Annotated in this window: 15 protein-coding genes; 11 read left to right on the plus strand and 4 right to left on the minus strand. The window is 62.0% G+C overall.

The window, feature by feature from the left end:
* The first annotated feature begins 648 nt into the window (after positions 1–648).
* From QQF40_RS14405 to thiO, 3 genes are all read left to right on the plus strand, one after another.
* Positions 649–2,823 (plus strand): pilus assembly protein, encoded by a 2,175-nt coding sequence (locus tag QQF40_RS14405; protein ID WP_285461713.1) that lies wholly within the window; start codon positions 649–651, stop codon positions 2,821–2,823.
* 210 nt (positions 2,824–3,033) lie between these two features.
* The gene (locus QQF40_RS14410) at positions 3,034–3,489 is read left to right on the plus strand and encodes a type IV pilin protein (RefSeq protein WP_153636655.1); all 456 of its coding nucleotides are present in this window, start codon (positions 3,034–3,036) and stop codon (positions 3,487–3,489) included.
* Between the two features lie 132 nt (positions 3,490–3,621).
* Complete coding sequence (gene thiO / locus QQF40_RS14415; protein ID WP_285461714.1) at positions 3,622–4,767, plus strand: glycine oxidase ThiO; 1,146 nt, start codon at positions 3,622–3,624, stop codon at positions 4,765–4,767.
* Positions 4,768–4,816: 49 nt separating this feature from the next.
* Here the strand turns inward: thiO and QQF40_RS14420 are convergent, their stop codons facing one another.
* The gene (locus tag QQF40_RS14420; RefSeq protein WP_166020093.1) at positions 4,817–5,080 is read right to left on the minus strand and encodes a PP0621 family protein; all 264 of its coding nucleotides are present in this window, start codon (positions 5,078–5,080) and stop codon (positions 4,817–4,819) included.
* A gap of 180 nt (positions 5,081–5,260) precedes the next feature.
* On the opposite strand from QQF40_RS14420, the gene QQF40_RS14425 reads away from it, so the two are divergent.
* Entirely contained in the window at positions 5,261–6,895 is a 1,635-nt protein-coding gene (locus QQF40_RS14425) for an NAD+ synthase (protein ID WP_285461715.1), read from the plus strand.
* A 126-nt stretch (positions 6,896–7,021) separates the two neighbouring features.
* Here the strand turns inward: QQF40_RS14425 and QQF40_RS14430 are convergent, their stop codons facing one another.
* A complete protein-coding gene (locus QQF40_RS14430) occupies positions 7,022–7,825 on the minus strand; it encodes an outer membrane protein assembly factor BamD (RefSeq protein WP_054556941.1) in 804 nt (267 codons plus the stop codon).
* Positions 7,826–7,919: 94 nt separating this feature from the next.
* Between QQF40_RS14430 and rluD the strand changes: the two genes are divergently transcribed.
* The 5 genes from rluD to ilvN all read left to right on the plus strand — a co-directional run bounded on the left by rluD (position 7,920) and on the right by ilvN (position 15,437).
* The gene (gene rluD / locus QQF40_RS14435; RefSeq protein WP_054556942.1) at positions 7,920–8,873 is read left to right on the plus strand and encodes a 23S rRNA pseudouridine(1911/1915/1917) synthase RluD; all 954 of its coding nucleotides are present in this window, start codon (positions 7,920–7,922) and stop codon (positions 8,871–8,873) included.
* A 39-nt stretch (positions 8,874–8,912) separates the two neighbouring features.
* The gene (gene pgeF / locus QQF40_RS14440) at positions 8,913–9,689 is read left to right on the plus strand and encodes a peptidoglycan editing factor PgeF (protein ID WP_175090351.1); all 777 of its coding nucleotides are present in this window, start codon (positions 8,913–8,915) and stop codon (positions 9,687–9,689) included.
* A 307-nt stretch (positions 9,690–9,996) separates the two neighbouring features.
* Complete coding sequence (gene clpB, locus QQF40_RS14445) at positions 9,997–12,645, plus strand: ATP-dependent chaperone ClpB (protein ID WP_175090352.1); 2,649 nt, start codon at positions 9,997–9,999, stop codon at positions 12,643–12,645.
* 576 nt (positions 12,646–13,221) lie between these two features.
* Positions 13,222–14,946 (plus strand): acetolactate synthase 3 large subunit, encoded by a 1,725-nt coding sequence (locus QQF40_RS14450; RefSeq protein ID WP_175090353.1) that lies wholly within the window; start codon positions 13,222–13,224, stop codon positions 14,944–14,946.
* Positions 14,946–15,437, plus strand: a complete 492-nt coding sequence (gene ilvN, locus QQF40_RS14455; protein WP_043337227.1) for an acetolactate synthase small subunit — start codon at positions 14,946–14,948, stop codon at positions 15,435–15,437. The genes QQF40_RS14450 and ilvN overlap by 1 nt, the downstream gene beginning before the upstream one ends.
* A gap of 91 nt (positions 15,438–15,528) precedes the next feature.
* On the opposite strand, the gene ilvY is transcribed toward ilvN, so the two are convergent.
* Entirely contained in the window at positions 15,529–16,458 is a 930-nt protein-coding gene (gene ilvY / locus QQF40_RS14460) for an HTH-type transcriptional activator IlvY (protein ID WP_175090354.1), read from the minus strand.
* A 320-nt stretch (positions 16,459–16,778) separates the two neighbouring features.
* Here ilvY and ilvC point away from each other — a divergent pair, with 320 nt between their 5' ends.
* Positions 16,779–17,795 (plus strand): ketol-acid reductoisomerase, encoded by a 1,017-nt coding sequence (gene ilvC / locus QQF40_RS14465; RefSeq protein WP_043337232.1) that lies wholly within the window; start codon positions 16,779–16,781, stop codon positions 17,793–17,795.
* A 209-nt stretch (positions 17,796–18,004) separates the two neighbouring features.
* Positions 18,005–18,856: a CDP-diacylglycerol--serine O-phosphatidyltransferase gene (gene pssA / locus QQF40_RS14470; protein WP_054556944.1), complete on the plus strand. Its 852-nt coding sequence runs from the start codon at positions 18,005–18,007 to the stop codon at positions 18,854–18,856.
* A 3-nt stretch (positions 18,857–18,859) separates the two neighbouring features.
* Here pssA and QQF40_RS14475 read toward each other — a convergent pair.
* Positions 18,860–19,122 (minus strand): hypothetical protein (locus tag QQF40_RS14475; protein ID WP_285461716.1); only part of this gene is annotated, 263 nt, incomplete at its 5' end.

Below are 19,122 nucleotides of genomic sequence, written 5' to 3' on the forward strand. Positions count from 1 at the left end.
TATGCAAATTGGTTTACTTACTATCGTAATCGACTAAGCGTAGGTAAAGCCGCGAGTTTGGAGCTATTGTCTGGTACCGATTATCGCACTGGTTATTTGACTATAAATCCGCGATCTGGGTCAGAAAAAGTTATTGTTGATGATATAGTCGATAAAATTGTTGAGTTAGTGACCAATGTTTTAGGAGTTGTGGTCGAGTTAGTGACTACAAGTGATAGCGGTAACAAGCATCTAGAAGAGGTCCAAAAGGCTATAGTAGATACGGAGATAAGTGACAGTTCGAGCTATCGTGGGACACCCTTGCGGGAAGCACTTTACCATGCAGGTGAATACTATAAGGGAAATTATCCAACCTTAGGTAACTCTCCTATTCTCTCTAATGACGAGGGAGGGATGTGCCAACAGAATTTCACAGTGTTGGTTACAGATGGTTTTTGGAACTCAGGCAGTACAGCCTTATCATCTGAGCTCGAAGATACTATAGGCGATGCTAATAAAGATGGTAGGTCATGGTATAACCTGGTTTATTCTTGGTTCTCCTATAAGTATGTTGAGGCTGGTAGCACTACCTTGGCAGATGTGGCCTATTATTATGCTAATAATGATTTGCTTCCTGATTTTGGGAGCGGCACCTATGAAAATCAAATAATGACGACCTACACTGTCGCATTTGGAGTTGATTCAGACAGTGATGAATGGAGTGATAAAAAGCGTGTTCTGGAGAGCAGCTCCAGCACCATCGATGACCTGGAACAGGCCGCCATCGATGGCGGCGGCTCCTACTTCAATGCCTCCAGCCCGACGGACCTCGTCTCGGCGCTGGCGGCAATCGCCTCCGAGATCGTCGCGGTCGGCAACAGTGTCAGTGGTCTCTCCACCAACCTGACGACGGCCAGTGTCGAGACGGACAGCCGACTGGTCGAGAGCCGCTATTCCGCCTCGACCTGGACGGGAGACGTGGTGGCCTCGTCGGTCCAGGAGGGCAAGGAGGTCGAGGACGACGACCAGGTCTGGAGTGCTGCCACCCAGCTGAGTGAGGCATTGGAGGATGAGGATGGCCTTGAATCGCGTACGGTCTTCACCATGTCCGGCGGTAACGGAGTCGAGTTCACGACCGACAACGCGGGCCGCCTGAGCTCCAGCCAGCGCAACGATCTCGCGCGCATGGAGGTCGGTGGCAACTCCACCGATGACCATGTGAAGGCCGCGATCGAGTGGTTACGGGGCAGCGATGAATACGAAGGTGATGGTCTGCGTAATCGCACTGGCGTCCAGCTGGGAGACATCATCGGCTCATCGCCTGTCGTCGTGACTCGTGATGACTCGACGACAGAGGGCAGTGTCTTCGTCGGGGCCAACGACGGCATGCTGCATGCCTTCGACCTCGAGACCGGCAACGAGCAGTTCGCCTACATTCCGGAGCTGCTCTACAGCGAGGAGGACGACGCAGGGCTGGGGTATCTGACGGATCCGGGCTATCAGCATCGCTACTACGTCGACGGTGAACTGCGTCTGGCCAGCCTGAATAGCGAGGAGTGGCTGGTATCCGGTCTCGCTGGCGGTGGACGCGGCCTGTTCGCGCTCAATGTCACCAAGGCCGTGGCAGGCGAAGACTTCGACGAAGATGATGTGGTGCGCTGGGAATTCGGTGCCAGCGACGACGATGACATGGGGCATGTCTACGGCAGCGCGCATATCGTGTCACTGAACAACGGTGATAGTGCGGTGCTGGTCGGCAATGGGCTGGAAACGGCCGATGAGAACGCTGCGCCGACGTTGTTCGCGCTGGAGCTTGATGGCGTCAACGCCGGCGGCGTGATCGCCAAGCTGTCCCCCAGCGGGGTGACCGGCGGACTGGCGAACCTGCAGGTCGCGGACCTCGACAGCAATGGTACCGTCGATTTCGCCTATGGCGGAGACCTGCAGGGGCGACTGTGGAAGTTTGACCTCAGTGACGACGACAGCAGCAAGTGGAGTGTCACGCGCCTGTTCACGGCCTGTGCTACCAGCCTGACTGGCGGGGAGTGCCAGACGGATGCGTTGCAACCGATCACGGTCAAGCCGACGCTGAGCCGTTACTCCGCAGGCACGCAGACCATGTCTTCGCCCAACCTGCTGGTGTCCTTAGGAACCGGCCAAGACATGTACGCCGACGCCGAAGATGAAGCCTGGGTCACGCAGAGCCTCTACACCGTGTTGGATACCGGCGGCAGTCATACCAGCCTGACGCGCAGTGACCTTGAGGCACGCAACTTCGTCAGCGGCAGTTACACCAACGGCGAGCTGACAGGCCGGACCCTTGGCGGCGACAGCTTTGCCTACTATCCCAGCCAGCTCGAGGATCAAGACACGGATCGCTTCGGCTGGTATCTGGATCTGGATGCCTCCGAGCAGGAAGAGCTGGTCGAGCCGGCCAATCTGCTCTCCAACCTGGTGGTCTTCTCCACCAGCACGTCCAGTACCGGAACCAACTTCTGTGAAAGTACCGGCGGTGGCTGGCTGGTCGCGCTGGATACCGAGACAGGCCTGCCGACCTATGACGATAGCGAAGGCAGCTATGTGACCATCTTCGATTTCAATCAGGATGAGGCCTTCAGCGCCGATGACCTGGTCGGTACCCTCGTTGATGACACCGTCGCCGTCGGCAATGTCATCGTCAGCATCAAGTTGAGCGGCACACCGACGTCCAGTGTCAGTGTCGGCGATACGGTCTACGTGGGCACCAGTTCGCTGGGCAGCGAGGAGGGCGGTGTCTCGTCCTATGATCTCAACGTATCCAGCTCGACGGACACCGGCCGTGTCTCCTGGTATCAACTGCGCTGAGCCCGCCTCGTACATCAGGCCAGGATGACACGCTGCGCCGCCACGCCTTCCCCCGGGTGGCGGCGCCTTGCCTTTCAGCAAGGTCTACTTCCTTCAGGCAGGCTTGCCCGGAGTCTTTTAGCCGAGTCTTGCGCCTTGGTCTTTCACTCAAGTCCTTCGTCTTAGTCTTTCACCCAAGTCTTTCATTCACGTTCTTCAAGGAAGCACTTCATGGCCAGTCTTCTCTCTTCCCGTTCGCGTCTGTCTCGGCGCCGGTACGCTTCAGGCTTCACCCTGACGGAGATCATGATCGTGATCGTCATCGTCGGCATTCTCGCGGCGATCGCCTACCCGAGCTATCAGGATCAGGTAATCCGCTCGCGTCGTGCCGATGGGCAGGCGGCACTGATGTCATTGGCCCAGGCCCAGGAGCGCTACATGGCGCGTTGCGGTGGCTACGCGACCAGCATCGCCGGCGACAGTGATTGTGATGAGGAAGGGCTGGGACGTGCCACCGAGTCGCCGGAAGGCTATTACACCCTGAGCCTGGAGGATGGCGCCACGACGACCCGCTTCACGCTCATCGCGACCGCGGTGGCGCCTCAGAGTGCCGATGCCGACTGCCCCGCGCTGACTCTTACCAATACCGGTGTCCGCGACACGACCGGCGATGGTGATTGCTGGTAGCCGTGAAGCGCTCGGCTATGGCCAATGCTGGAGACTCGGCGCAATGCTGGATTGCCTGCGGCTCGCTTGCACCACCTTGCGGGCGGCGTATTCTTGATCCCTTTCCCGGGCTGATGGCAGGAGCGAACAGGCGTGAATGACTTTGTGGTGGTAGGCGGTGGCGTGATCGGCATGCTGACTGCGCTGGAGCTGGCAGATGGCGGGGCCGAGGTCACGCTGGTCGAGCGAGGCCAGTGTGGGCGTGAGGCGTCATGGGCGGGCGGGGGTATCGTCTCGCCGTTGTATCCGTGGCGTTATAGCGCGCCGATCTCGCGCCTGTCTGCCTGGTCGGAAGGCTTCTATCCCACGCTGGCCGAGCGCCTGATCGAGACTACCGGTATCGACCCCGAATATCGCCAGCAGGGTCTGCTGTACCTGAATGTCGAGGATGCCGAGCAGGCACTGGCCTGGTCCCGGGAATATGCCAAGCCGCTGACGCGCGTGGACGCCGACTTCGTCTATGACAAGGCTCCGGCGGTCGCGTCCGGTTGCGAGTCGGCGCTGTGGATGCCGACGCTGGGCAGTATCCGCAATCCGCGTCTGGGCAAGTCACTGCGTGCCGCGCTCGACGCTCACCCGCGCGTGCGCCTGCTGGAGAATGTCGCGGTGCAGGGCATTCTGCTGCAGGACGACACCGCCATCGGCGTACAGACCGCCAATTCGGTGCTGTCTGCCGGACAGGTCGTGGTCTGCGGTGGTGCCTGGAGTCGAGAGATTCTGAGTGAGGCGGGGCTTGCGCTGCCGGTGCGGCCGGTACGCGGCCAGATGGTGCTGTTCAAGGCGCCCAAGGGGCTGGTGGAGCGCGTGGTGCTCAAGAATGGGCGCTATGTGATACCGCGGGGCGATGGTCGCATCGTGGCCGGCTCGACGCTGGAGGAGGTCGGTTTCGACAAGGCGACCACCCTTGAGGCACGCGAGTCACTGATCAAGAGCGCCTGCGAGATCATCCCCGCGCTGGCGCAGTGTGAGGTCGAGCACCACTGGGCGGGACTGCGCCCCGGTTCGCCGACCGGCACGCCCTTCATCGGTGCCGTGCCTGAACGCCGCCACCTGCACGTCAATGCCGGCCATTACCGCAACGGGCTGGTACTGGCGCCGGCCTCGACCCGCCTGCTGGCGGATCAACTGCTCGGGCGTACACCGATCATCGACCCAGCCCGCTATCAGCCCGAGGCCCTGCTGGCCGAGATCGCTGCGCTGGATACATCATCAGATGCCGTCGAGACCCGCTGGGCCTGAGGGATTGTGTGTTGTCGTTCGCCAGCGAGCATCTCGTCTCGGTGGCGAATCATTTGCGCGGTCCTTCGTCGAGGAAGTGCTGCTGGTGTTCCTGGCAGCAGAAATGCAGCGCCTCATGGCGGATGGCGTCATTTTCCGGCAGATGCAGATCGCAGTAGGCGCAGCGCACCATGTTCTGCGCTTCGCGCTCGGCAGGTTGGCCGTCATTGTGGCTGTCCTGACTCAGCTTCCATTGGCGATACATGCGGTAAAGGCGCAGGCCGGCCCAGAACAGGGCGACGAAAACCAGCAGACGGATGATCAACAGGCTCATTCCTATATGACTCCCAGATGAGGCGGCGCGCGTGGCTTTTGCCAGCGGCGCGACCTTGCGGGACAATGGCGGCCAACATGATGACAGGTGGGCCGGTGCACGGCTCAGTGGTCTGAGCCAGATGTCTGGCCACAGTGTACTGGCCCCTTATCGAACCGCCAATCGAGAGATCCTTACCGCATGCAAGATCTGACTCTGGTGATGGCCCAGCTCGACCCGCTGGTCGGTGATATTCCCGGCAACACTGCGCGTGCCATCGAATCGGTGCGTGAAGCGAGTCTTGAGCACAAGGCCGATGTCGTAGTGCTGCCCGAGTTGTGTCTGACCGGCTACCCGCCGGAAGACCTGCTGCTGCGCGAGTCCATGGAATCCCGCCTCGAGGAGGCGCGCGCCCAGATGGCGAAGAAGGTCGCGCCGGGCGTGATGGTCATCGTCGGCTACCCCGGCATGCGTGACGGCAAGCGCTATAACCTGGCCGGCGTGCTCAAGGATGGTGAGTGGATCGCCGAGTATGCCAAGCAGGCCTTGCCCAACTATCAGGTCTTCGATGAGCAGCGCTACTTCACGCCGGGCACCGAGCCGTGTGTGGTCGAGTGCCGCGGCGCCCGTCTGGGCATCGTCATCTGTGAAGACCTGTGGGACGGCACGCCGGTCCGTCAGGCGCGGGATGCCGGTGCCGAGATTCTCGTCAGCCTCAACGCCTCGCCCTATCACCTGGAGAAGCCGGCCGAGCGCAATCAGCTGTTCGCCGAGCGGGCAGCCGAGGTCAATTGCCCGCTGGTCTACGTCAACCAGATCGGCGGTCAGGATGAGCTGGTCTTCGACGGGGGCTCTGCCGCCATCGATGCCGACGGCAAGACCTGCGTGCAGGCGCCGTGGTGGGATGTCGGCCTGATGCCGGTGCAGTTCCTCAAGAAGGAAGGTGGCAGCTGGGCGCCGCAGAGCGGCGAGATCGCCGAGCTGCTGTCGCCGGAAGAGTCACTCTACTGTGCACTGGTCACCGGGCTGCGTGACTACGTCAACAAGAGTGGCTTCAAGGGTGTGGTGCTGGGGCTTTCCGGGGGCATCGATTCCGGCCTGTCGCTGGCCATCGCCGTTGATGCACTGGGCGCGGACCGCGTGCACGCCGTGATGATGCCGTATCACTACACTGCGGACATCTCCAAGGAAGACGCCGCCGAGCAGGCCAAGCTGCTGGGTGTGAATTACGAGGTGATGCCCATCGCGCCGATGGTCGAGGCCTTCACCGAGACCCTGGCGGAGAGCTTCGCCGGCAGCGAGCGCGACACCACCGAGGAGAATCTGCAGTCGCGCTGTCGTGGCGTGCTGCTGATGGCCATCTCCAACAAGAAGGGCCTGATGGTACTGACCACCGGCAACAAGAGCGAGATGGCGGTGGGTTACGCCACGCTCTACGGCGACATGGTCGGCGGCTACAACGCGCTCAAGGATGTCTACAAGAGCTGGGTGTTCCGCCTCGCCAACTGGCGCAACACCATGGGCCCGGCGATTCCGGAGCGTGTCATCACGCGCCCGCCGTCCGCCGAGCTCGCCGAAGACCAGCTCGACAGTGATTCGCTGCCGGATTACGACACCCTGGATGCGATTCTCACCCACTATATCGAGGGTGACATGAGCGCCGAGGCGATCATCCGCTCGGGCTTCGAGGAAGAGGATGTCTATCGCGTGGTGCGTCTGGTCGACCGTACCGAGTACAAGCGTCGTCAGGCACCGGTCGGCGTGCGTGTCACGCCGCGCGGCTTCGGGCGTGATCGTCGCTACCCGATCGTCAATGGCTGGGTGGCTGGCGAATGACGGATTGCGGATTCTTTGCGCAAGACGCTGAAAGCGCCTGAATTCGACGATTCTGGCCATGCTGGCAGCACGAAAAAGCCCGTGATCGATGATCACGGGCTTTTCGATGGTGTTGCCTGCCAGTCGTCAGACCGTCAGGTCGTCAGCCTTCACGTAACGCGGCTCGAAGGTACGGCCATCCAGACGTTCATTGTCCGGATCATTCTGGATCAGCACCTTGAGCGTCTCGCTGGCACGGTCACGCAGACCGAGGCCCAGATAGCCCTCGACCATCACGGCCAGCGCATCGCGGGTGGCAGGAGTGTTAGGGTAGTGCTCAATGACCCACTCACCACGCTTCACGGCAGCCAGATAGGCCTGCTTGCGCAGGTAGAAATCGGCTGTCTGCAGCTCGCCGCGTGCCAGTACGTTGCGCAGATAGATGATGCGCTGACGGGAATCTGCCGCGTAGGTGCTGTTGGGGAAACGACGTACCAGCTCACCGAAGTCGACGTAGGCATCGCGTGTCGCGCCCAGGTCACGCTTGGAAATATCGATCAGATCGAGGGATTCCAGGCTGAAACGGCCCGCGCTGTATGCTGCCAGTCCACGCATGTAGTAGGCATAATCGACCTGCGGGTGATCGGGGTGCAGGCGAATGAAACGGCTGGCCGCGGCGCGTGCCGCCTCCCAGTTGTCGACCTGGTAATAGGCGTAGATCAGCTCCAGCTGCGACTGTTCGGCGTAGCTGCCGAACGGGAAGCGAGTATCCAGGGCTTCAAGTTGTTGCACAGCGGAGTTGAAGCGGCTGGTATCCAGAGAAACCTGGGCCTGACGATACAGGTCCTGCTCCTGAAGATCCGGTGCCGGCTCGTTGGACGCACAGCCAGCCAGCAAGGTGCTGGCCAGGGCGAGGGCAGTCAAGGGAAGGGCGCGCATCGGTTTCCTCATCTCGGGCAATCCATGGCGGGCATGCTAGAATCCGCCGATCCGCACTCACTATAAAGCAAAGGCCCTTTCGTGCGAAACGGCCTCAGAGAGCAATATGGCAGACACCATCAACCGCGAAGAGCGGATCCCGGAGGCGATGATTGGCATGCGCCTTGATCAGGCCTGCGCCGAGATCTTCTCCGACTATTCCCGCGAGCGTCTCAAGCACTGGATCAAGACCGGTGCGCTGACCCTCGACGGTGCCGCCGTAAAACCTCGCGAGAAGGTCTATGGCGGTGAACGTCTGGCCCTGACCGCCGAGCTTGAAGAAGAAGTCAGCCACGAGCCGGAAGATATCGAGCTCGAGATCGTCTATGAAGATGACGACGTGCTGGTCATCAACAAGGAGCATGGCATGGTCGTGCACCCGGGCGCGGGTAACCACGATGGCACGCTGCTCAACGCCATCCTGCATCATTGTCCGGGCAATTCCATGATGCCGCGTGCCGGTATCGTGCATCGTCTCGACAAGGACACCAGCGGACTGATGGTGGTGGCCAAGTCATTGACCGCCCAGGCGGACCTGGTCGAGCAGCTGCAGGCCCGTACCGTGTCACGCGAGTACGATGCCGTCGTCACGGGCGTGTTGACCTCCGGTGCTACCGTGGATGCGCCCATCGGGCGTCACCCCAAGGACCGCAAGCGTCAGGCCGTTACCCACAGTGGCAAGCCGGCGGTCACCCACTTCCGCGTGGTGGAACGTTTCCGGGGCCACACCCATATCCGCTGCAAGCTGGAAACCGGGCGTACCCACCAGATTCGCGTGCACATGGCGCACCAGCGCTATCCGCTGGTTGGAGACCCGGTCTACGGCGGGCGTCTGAAGCTGCCGCCGGGGGCCAGTGACCCGCTCAAGGAGCTGCTGCGCCAGTTCCCGCGTCAGGCACTGCATGCCCGCCGTCTCGCCTTCATCCACCCGATCACGGGCAAGGAAGTCGAATTCCGCGCCGAGATGCCGGGCGACATGCTGGTGCTGATCGACTATCTCAAGGAAGACATCGCTCGCTGAGGCGGCAGGCTCGCGCGACACGCCGCACAAGGAGAGGTTATGCACGACGAGAGTCTACGCCCGACCCTGATACTGCCGGACTGGCCCGCGCCGAGCCCGGTGCAGGCCTTCGTGACCACGCGTGAGAGCGGCCCCAGCCAGGGGCCGTATGCCGGCTTCAATCCGGCGCTGCATGTGGGGGATGACCCGGCGATGGTGGCGCAGGTGCGTGAGCTTCTCGCGGCGGAGGTCGATGACGGCCGTCCGCTGGCGTGGCTGGATCAGGTGCACGGCACTCAGGTGGTGGATGCCTTCGATGTCTGCCATGCCGAGGGCCGGCCGGATGCGCCGCCACGGGCGGATGCCTGCATCAGTACCGGCACCGGGCAGGCCTGTGTGGTGATGACGGCGGACTGCCTGCCGGTGCTGTTCTGTGATCGGCAGGGCACGCGTGTCGGCGTGGCACATGCGGGTTGGCGCGGGCTGGTCGCAGGCGTGCTGGAAGCTACCATCGAGCGTCTCGGCGATGACCCCGGCGAGCTGATGGCCTGGCTGGGGCCGGCGATCTCCAATGCGCAGTTCGAGGTCGGCCCCGAGGTGCATGATGCCTTCATCGCGGACCTGCCTGAGGCCGATGATGCCTTCGAGGCCAGTCCCTACCGGCTTGGTCACTACATGTGCGACCTCTACAAGCTGGCACGTCTGCGTCTCGAGCGTGCCGGAGTCGGTCATGTCAGTGGTGGCCACTTCTGCACCGCCTCGGAGTCGCGTTTCTACTCCCACCGGCGTGATGATGGCGTGACCGGGCGCCTCGCCACGGTGATCTGGCTGCGCTGAGGCGCCGAGCAGAAATCACTGTCCAGGGGCCTGGTCTGCGCATTCCACAAGCTCGACATTCAGTACCCACAAACGCCCCGTTGACCTGATGTCCCAGGTTGGCGGGGCGTTTCTGTGTGTGGCAAAGGTGATGGCCGGCGGGGCGGGAAACTGACCTGGATCAGGCAAATGGCACAACATGCTGCAGTGCGGCGAATCCTGCCTTGAAAGCCGTGCGCCAGTCCCCATCTTGAGAGTCAGATACGAAAAGTTACAGGCGAAGCTCCTGAGAAAAGGAGTACCGCCATGACTCTCAGGAGACAGCACCATGCGCATCGACAAACTGACCAGCAAGCTGCAGAACGCTCTGGCGGATGCCCAGTCGCTCGCCGTCGGGCGAGGCCACAATGAAATTCACCCGCAGCATCTGCTGCTGGCCCTGCTTGAAGACCGCGATGGCGGTCTCAAGGCACTGGTCAACAAGGCGGGCGGCGATGCCACCAGTCTGATGAGTGGTCTCAAGCGCCAGCTGGATGACCTGCCGACCGTGTCCCAGTTCGACGGCAATGTCGCGCCCTCGCAGGCCCTCGGCAAGCTTCTGAATCTGGCCGATCGCGAAGCGCAGAAGCGCGGCGATCAATACATCGCCTCCGAGCTCGCGCTGTTGGCCGCGCTGGAGCTGGGCGGTGATCTCGGCAAGCTGTTCACCTCCTCGGGCATCAAGAAGCCCGCCCTGACCTCCGCCATCGATGCACTGCGCGGTGGCGAAGCCGTGGGCGATGCCGATGCCGAGAACAATCGCGAAGCGCTCAACAAGTACACCCTGGATCTCACCGAACGCGCACGGGATGGCAAGCTCGATCCGGTGATCGGGCGTGACGAGGAAATTCGTCGCACGATCCAGGTGCTGCAGCGCCGCACCAAGAACAACCCGGTATTGATCGGTGAACCTGGTGTCGGCAAGACCGCCATCGTCGAGGGGCTGGCCAGCCGTATCGTCAATGGCGAGGTGCCGGAAGGTCTCAAGAACAAGCGCGTGCTGTCTCTCGACATGGGCTCGTTGCTGGCGGGGGCCAAGTTCCGCGGCGAATTCGAGGAGCGCCTCAAGTCGGTGCTGAAGGAGCTGGCGCAGGAAGAAGGCCAGGTCATCCTGTTCATCGACGAGCTGCACACCATGGTCGGCGCGGGCAAGGCCGAAGGCGCGATGGACGCCGGCAACATGCTCAAGCCGGCGCTGGCGCGCGGCGAGCTGCACTGTGTCGGTGCCACCACGCTTGACGAGTATCGCCAGTACATCGAGAAGGATGCCGCACTCGAGCGCCGCTTCCAGAAGGTGCAGGTCGACCAGCCCAGCGAGGAAGACACCATCGCCATCCTGCGTGGCCTGAAGGAGCGCTACGAGGTACACCACGGGGTCGACATCACCGACAGCGCCATCATCGCCGCTGCACGCCTGTCCTCGCGTTACATCACGGACCGCCAGCTGCCGGACAAGGCGATCGATCTGATCGATGAAGCCGCGTCACGCATCCGCATGGAGCTGGATTCCAAGCCGGAGGAGATGGACCGTCTCGATCGCCGCCTGATCCAGCTCAAGATGGAGCGGGAAGCGCTCAAGAAGGAGACCGACGAGGCGGCGCTCAAGCGCCTCGGCGCGCTTGAGGACCAGATCTCGGAGCTGGAGCGTGAATACGCCGACCTCGATGAAGTCTGGAAGGCCGAGAAGTCCAGCATCCAGGGCGCGGCCCAGTTCAAGGCGGAGCTGGAACAGGCGCGTATCGATCTGGAGCAGGCGCGTCGTGCCGGCGACCTCAGCCGTATGTCGGAACTGCAATACGGCGTGATCCCGGGGCTCGAGAAGCAGATCAGCGAAGCCGGCGAAGGCGAGGCGGATACCTCTGCTCACGTGCTGCTGCGCTCCAATGTCACTGAGGAAGAGATTGCTGAGGTCGTCTCGCGCTGGACCGGCATCCCGGTCGCCAAGATGCTCGAAGGCGAGCGTGACAAGCTGCTGCGCATGGAAGAGGCGCTGCACGAGAAGGTGATCGGTCAGGACGAGGCGGTGATCGCGGTGTCCAATGCGGTGCGTCGCTCACGCGCGGGGCTGTCGGATCCGAATCGTCCCAACGGCTCTTTCCTGTTCCTTGGCCCGACCGGCGTCGGCAAGACGGAGCTCTGCAAGTCACTGGCCAGCTTCCTGTTCGACACCGAAGAGGCGATGGTGCGCATCGACATGTCCGAGTTCATGGAGAAGCACTCCGTGGCTCGCTTGATCGGCGCGCCTCCCGGCTATGTCGGGTATGAAGAGGGCGGCTATCTGACCGAGGCCGTGCGCCGCAAGCCATACTCCGTGCTGCTGCTCGACGAGGTCGAGAAGGCACACCCGGATGTCTTCAACATCCTGCTGCAGGTGCTGGAAGATGGCCGTCTGACCGATGGCCAGGGGCGTACCGTCGATTTCCGCAATACCGTGATCGTGATGACCTCCAACCTGGGCTCGGAAATGATCCAGCGCATGAGCGGCCTCAATGGTGAGCTGGCGGAAGATGATGGCAGTACGGAAAGTGCCGACGAGCGTGCCGAGCGCAAGGCGGCCTTCCAGTACGACGACATGAAGACGGCGGTGATGGAAGTCGTCGGCAATCACTTCCGACCGGAGCTGATCAACCGCATCGACGAAGTGGTCGTGTTCCACGCGCTGGGGCAGGCGCAGATTGCTTCCATCGCGGGCATCCAGCTTGAACGTCTCAAGGCGCGTCTGGCCGATCGCGATCTCGGCTTCGATATCACCGATGCCGCGATGGCGCTGCTGGCCAAGGCAGGCTTCGATCCGGTCTATGGCGCTCGTCCGCTCAAGCGCGCCATCCAGAGTCGTATCGAGAACCCGCTGGCCCAGGCGCTGCTGGGTGGCGACTTCGTGCCCGGTGATGTGATCCGTGTCGACGAAGAGGGCGGGGAACTGACCTTCACGCGCTGAAACGCGTGCCCGTGAGCGCCGCCCCACCGTGACGAAAACGCCCTTCCGCTTGCGGAGGGGCGTTTTCGTGTCTGCCGTCCGAACGCAAATAGACAACCCAGCGTGAGGTAGGCTGAAATTCACGAAGCAGAAAATTGCGAATTTATGGCTGTTGGTGAGGTTTTGCGCACGCTTATGGCCGGATTCGTTGTTACCGGTGTGGCAATTGGCGCAGGCGGCGCACACTGGCGTAAGGTTGAGTTGACAGCCACTTGCGGCTGTTGGACTCTTGACCATTCCTGATTGCGGGCGCGGCCATTCGGGCGACCCTCGAAGCGCCGCGTGAAGGACAGACGCTGAGTCGCTGTCCGCCTGTCAAAGGATACGCCGGTCCGGGTACGCCAACCGTACCGACCGGCCATCAGCCCCGACCGCATCCAACCGATGCGACAAGAGTGCAGGCCCTAACCGGGCCGCAGACGCCAGGGTTTGGCATCAGGTGCCGCAATTTCTGCGGTAGCGACATTCAGGTCGCACTCGATCCGGCTTGCGCATTGCCGCCGGACGCACTCGAGACCTCCAGGGGAGAATAACCAAGTGGAATTGCTTTCCGGCGCTGACATGATCGCCCGCGCCCTGCACGACGAGGGCGTGGAATATATTTACGGCTACCCCGGTGGAGCGGCGCTGCATATCTATGACGCCCTGTTCCGCCAGGACAAGGTCCAGCACATTCTGGTCCGTCACGAGCAGGCCGCGACCCACGCCGCCGATGGTTACGCGCGCGCCTCCGGCAAGCCGGGTGTGGTGCTGGTCACCTCAGGCCCGGGCGCGACCAATGCCGTCACCGGTATCGCCACGGCCTACATGGACTCGATTCCCATGGTCGTGCTGTGTGGCCAGGTCGCCAGTCACCTGATCGGTGAAGACGCCTTCCAGGAAACCGACATCGTCGGTGTGACTCGCCCGATCGTGAAGCACAGCTTCTCGATCAAGCATCCGAGCGAGATTCCCGAGGTGATCAAGAAGGCTTTCTATCTGGCTTCCAGTGGTCGCCCGGGGCCGGTCGTCATCGATATCCCGAAGGACATGACCGCCCCGACCGAACGCTATGAGTACAGCTACCCCAAAAAGGTACGCATGCGCTCCTATAGCCCGGTCACCCGCGGCCACAGTGGTCAGATCAAGAAAGCCGTCGAATTGATGCTCAAGGCACGTCGCCCGCTGTTCTTCACCGGTGGTGGCGTGGTGTCCGGGCGTGCCAGCGAAGCGCTGACTGATCTGGTACGCCGCCTCAACTTCCCGATCACCACTTCGCTGATGGGCATCGGTGCCTACCCGCAGGGGGATCGGCAGTGCCTGGGCTGGCCCGGCATGCACGGCTCCTACGAGTCGAACAATGCCATGCACCACGCCGATCTGATCATCTGCATCGGTGCGCGCTTCGATGACCGCGTGACCAACAACACCTCGAAGTTCTGCCCGACGGCCAAGATCATCCACGTCGACATTGACCCGAGCTCGGTCTCCAAGACCGTGCGCGCCGATGTGCCGATCGTCGGTCCGGCCGATGCCGTGATCAACGAGATGATCAGCCTGGTGCAGGGCCGTGAGCTGGCCAACCCTGACGCACTGGAGGCCTGGTGGTCCCAGATCGATGGCTGGCGTGCCGAGCGCGAAGGCAAGCTGTATGAGCCGTCTGCCCCGGGCGAGCCGCTCAAGCCGCAGCAGGTGGTGGAAGCCGTGCACCGTGCGACGCGTGGCGAAGCCTTCGTCGCCACCGATGTCGGTCAGCACCAGATGTTCGCCGCCCAGTACTACAAGTTCCAGCGGCCCAACCGCTGGATCACCTCCGGTGGTCTGGGCACCATGGGCTTCGGTTTCCCGGCGGCCATGGGCATCAAGATGTCCTACCCGGAAGACGATGTGGTGCTGTTCACCGGTGAAGGCAGCTTCCAGATGATGATGCAGGAGTTCTCGACCTGTAAGCAGTATGGGATCGGGGTCAAGATCATCAACCTCAACAACCAGTCGCTGGGCATGGTGCGTCAGTGGCAGGACCTGAACTACAAGTCCCGTCACTCGCATTCCTATATGGAGTCGCTGCCTGACTTCGTGCAGCTGGCCGGCGCCTATGGCTTCCGGGCCATCAAGGTGCACACGGTGGAGGAGCTCGAGCCTGCGCTGGAAGACGCCTTCCGCAACAAGGACGAGCTGGTGTTCCTCGACATCTATGTCGACCCGCGTGAACACGTCTATCCGATGCAGGTGCCTCTCGGCTCCATGCGTGACATGCTGCTTACGAAGACGGAGCGGACCTGATGCGCCATATCATCTCCATTCTGATGGAAAACGAACCGGGCGCGCTGTCACGGGTCGTCGGCCTGTTTTCACAGCGCAACTTCAACATCGAGACCCTCAACGTGGCCCCGACCGAAGACGCGACCCTGTCCCGTCTGACCGTCACCACGGTCGGCGAGGATCGCGTCATCGAGCAGATCACCAAGCACCTCAACAAGCTGGTGGATGTGGTCAAGCTGGTGGATCTCACCGAGGGCAGCCACATCGAGCGCGAGCTGATGCTGGTCAAGGTCAAGGCGTTGGGTGCCCAGCGTGACGAGATCAAGCGCACGGCGGACATCTTCCGTGCCCAGATCGTCGACATCACGCCGAGCCTCTACACCATCCAGATCACCGGCGACGGTGGCAAGCTGGATGCCTTCCTGGCGGCGATGCAGCCGGTAGGCGTGCTGGAAGTGGCGCGTACCGGTGTCTCCGGCATTGCCCGCGGTGAGAAGGTATTGAGCCTGTAAGACGGTGGTGGTGGAAACGCAAGTCAAGAACGGCGCCCCTCGGGGCGCCGTTTTCGTTGCTGCGCCATTTTCGTTGGCTCGCTACCAGGTATCAGTCAGCGGGGCGCTGCGGCGAGCCGGGCAGTTGCTCCCACAATGCGCGCACCAGCGGGTGACGCAGGCGTTTTTCCTGTACGCACAGGCCGACCTTGTAGGGGGTCAGCGGCGGATCGACATCGAGAATGCGCACCTGATCGGCCAGCGGCGAATTGTCGAGCACGATCTGTGGCACCACGCCGATCCCGAAGCCCAGCCCGACCATGCTGACGATGGCCTCGTTGCCGGCAACCTGGGCATATAGGCGAGGCTTGATGCCACGCTCATGGCACCAGGCATCGAAGCGCTCACGGGCCAGGCCGGTCTCCGACAGGATCATCGGCACGCGGGTCCAGTCGATGTGGTCATCACTCGCCGCCGAATCGTCCGCCTCGTCGATGCCTTCCAGCTGATGGCCGGGGCCATCACGGCGCGGGGCAATGAAGCGCAGCGGCGACTCGGCGAAGTCGGTGAAGGCTAGTCGGGAAGGCAGCACGTCGGGGCGCGCGGCGATCGCCAGGTCCTCGTGGCCCATCAGGACGCGTTCCAATGCCACGGCGGGGTCGCCGGTATGCAGCTTGAGCTCTACATGCGGATGGCGGGCACGGAAGGTGGCCAGAATCTCATACAGGAAGCTGTAGCTGGCTGTCACCGAGCAATACAGGGAGAGCTCGCCACGCAGTTCATCGCTGTCTTCCAGCAGTGACTGGCGAATGTCATCCCATTGACTCAGGAGTTCGCGAGCATGACGACGGAAGCGTTCACCCGCCGGTGTCAGCGCGACGCTGCGGTTGTCGCGCTCGAACAGGCTGACGCCCAGTTCCTCCTCCATGGCCCGGATGGCCCGTGACAGGGCAGAGGCGCTCAGGTGGCAGGCTGTGCTGGCGCGCCCGAAATGCAGCGTTTCGGCGAGGGTCAGGAATTGCTTGAGTTGGCGATTGTCCATGCCGGAGTCCGCTGTCGGTGAGTGCTGAAGGGAGAAATGGCTTGTGTTGCGTATTACGGCATATGATGGTGCAAATATAGCATTTTACGCAATGCTTGGGTGCAGGTAAGGTGGACTCATCGCCGCGCAGGAGGAGGACGGCAAACCTTGATTCAAGGCGCACGACCTCCCGGGGACGCAGAGCGGCCGAGACAGATGGCCGTCGGCGCTGGACACTGTCATACGCCTTTCCCTCGCGGGAAGGGTCGCAAGAACAACAGACACTCTTTCAAGATCTCACGCCATCCCGCTGACGGGGTGAGCCGCCAGGAGCAATGACGATGAAACTCTATTACGACAAGGATTGTGACCTCTCCCTCATCCAGGGCAAGAAGGTGGTCATCCTCGGTTACGGTTCCCAGGGCCACGCCCACGCGAACAACCTGAAGGAATCCGGCGTCGACGTCACCGTAGCCCTGCGTCGCTCTTCCTCCAGCTGGGCCAAGGCCGAAGCGGCTGGCCTGAAGGTTGCTGAAGTCGAGGAAGCGGTCAAGGCTGCCGACCTGGTCATGATTCTGGCGCCGGACGAGAACCAGAAGGCCATCTACGAGAACCAGGTGGAACCGAACCTGAAGCAGGGCGCGACCCTGGCCTTCGCTCACGGCTTCAACGTCCACTACAACCAGGTCGTGCCGCGTGCTGACCTCGACGTCATCATGATCGCGCCGAAGGCACCGGGTCACACCGTGCGTTCCGAGTTCGTGAAGGGCGGCGGTATCCCGGACCTGATCGCCATCCACCAGGATGCGACTGGCCAGGCCAAGGACATCGCACTGTCCTACGCGGCTGGCGTCGGCGGCGGCCGTACCGGCATCATCGAGACCACCTTCAAGGACGAGACCGAAACCGATCTGTTTGGCGAGCAGGCTGTCCTGTGTGGTGGCGCGGTCGAGCTGGTCAAGATGGGCTTCGAGACCCTGACCGAAGCGGGCTACGCGCCGGAAATGGCCTACTTCGAGTGCCTGCACGAGCTCAAGCTGATCGTCGACCTGATGTACGAAGGCGGCATCGCCAACATGAACTACTCCATCTCCAACAACGCGGAGTATGGCGAGTATGTGACCGGCACCGAAGTCATCAACGAGCAGTCCCGTGTCGCCATGCGCAATGCGCTCAAGCGCATCCAGAGCGGTGAATACGCCAAGATGTTCATCCAGGAAGGCAACACCAACTACCCGTCCATGACGGCCCGTCGTCGCCAGAACGCCGAGCATCCGATCGAGCAGACTGGTGAGAAGCTGCGCGGCATGATGCCGTGGATCACTGCCAACCAGCTGGTCGACAAGTCACGCAACTGATCCTGGCTATTGGATCCGGCGTGAAATGAGCGGGGCGCTCTCCATCAGGAGGGCGCCCCGCTTGCGTTGCTGCTCTATAAGGGCTATCGAATGGGAGAGGGAAGTGACAGTCGACGGTGAGGCCGCTAGGGTGTCACCACTATTCGCGCTCACTGGCAGGTGTAGAATGTGGTTACCCTGCCACGACGAGGCATGATGCAAGGAATCCCATGACTGACGAAAATCGACATCCCGGCGCAGACGAAGCCCCCGAAGCACAGACACGCCGCAGCAGTTCAGTGCTGGACAAGGTAGTGGAGGAGTTCACCGACGACAGCGAAGTCGTGGAAGAAGCCATCGAGGACGGCAAGCCCGTTCGTCGGCGTGGCATCTATCTGCTGCCCAACCTGTTCACCACCTCCGCGCTGTTCTCCGGCTTCTTCGCTGTGGTGTGCGCGCTGAACGGGGAGTTTGCCAACGCCTCCATCGCCATCTTCGTCTCGATGGTGCTCGACGGCCTGGACGGTCGTGTGGCGCGCCTGACCAACACCCAGAGCGCCTTCGGTGCCGAGTACGACAGCCTTGCGGACATGCTGTCCTTCGGCGTGGCGCCGGCGCTGGTCACCTTCAGCTGGATTCTGCAGGATGTCGGCAAGATCGGCTGGATCGCCGCCTTCGTCTACGTGGCAGGCGCTGCGCTGCGTCTGGCGCGCTTCAATGTCCAGATCGGCTCCACCGACAAGAAGTGGTTCATCGGTCTGCCGAGTCCGGCAGCGGCGGCACTCGTGGCCGGCTGCGTATGGACCATGCACAACTTCGACGCCGAGACCTTCGCCTTCAAGTCGCTGATGGTCTTCGTGGTCGCGGCTGCCGGTATCCTGATGGTGTCGAACATCCGCTACTACAGCTTCAAGGAAATCGACCTCAAGGGGCCGGTGCCCTTCGTGGCGCTGCTCGCCATCGTGCTGGCCTTCGTGGTCATCTCGCTGGAGCCGTCCGTGATGCTGCTGGGCCTGTTCGGTTGCTATGTCGCCAGTGGCCCGATCATGGCGCTGGGGCGCAAGCTGCGCGGCAACAAGTAAGCGTCAGCTGCCAGCAGTGTGATGATCGATATTCGGCCCCGCCATTTTTGGCGGGGCCGAATGCGTTGCTGGCCAAGGGAAGATGTCAGCAAGCAAAAACGAGGCAAGAGCAAGAAGATGAAGAGAGACAAGATCGAGGAGAGAAGAGAAGGGCTGAGCGGAGATGTCATCTGCATGTCCCGAGAATGACAATCTCTTGAAAAAGCCCTTGCCCTCACGGCGGTTCGTGCGTAAAGTACGCATCCGCTGCCGGGGACGCATGGCGT

Source organism: Cobetia sp. LC6 (genome assembly GCF_030264805.1).
In the GTDB taxonomy this organism is placed as follows: domain Bacteria; phylum Pseudomonadota; class Gammaproteobacteria; order Pseudomonadales; family Halomonadaceae; genus Cobetia.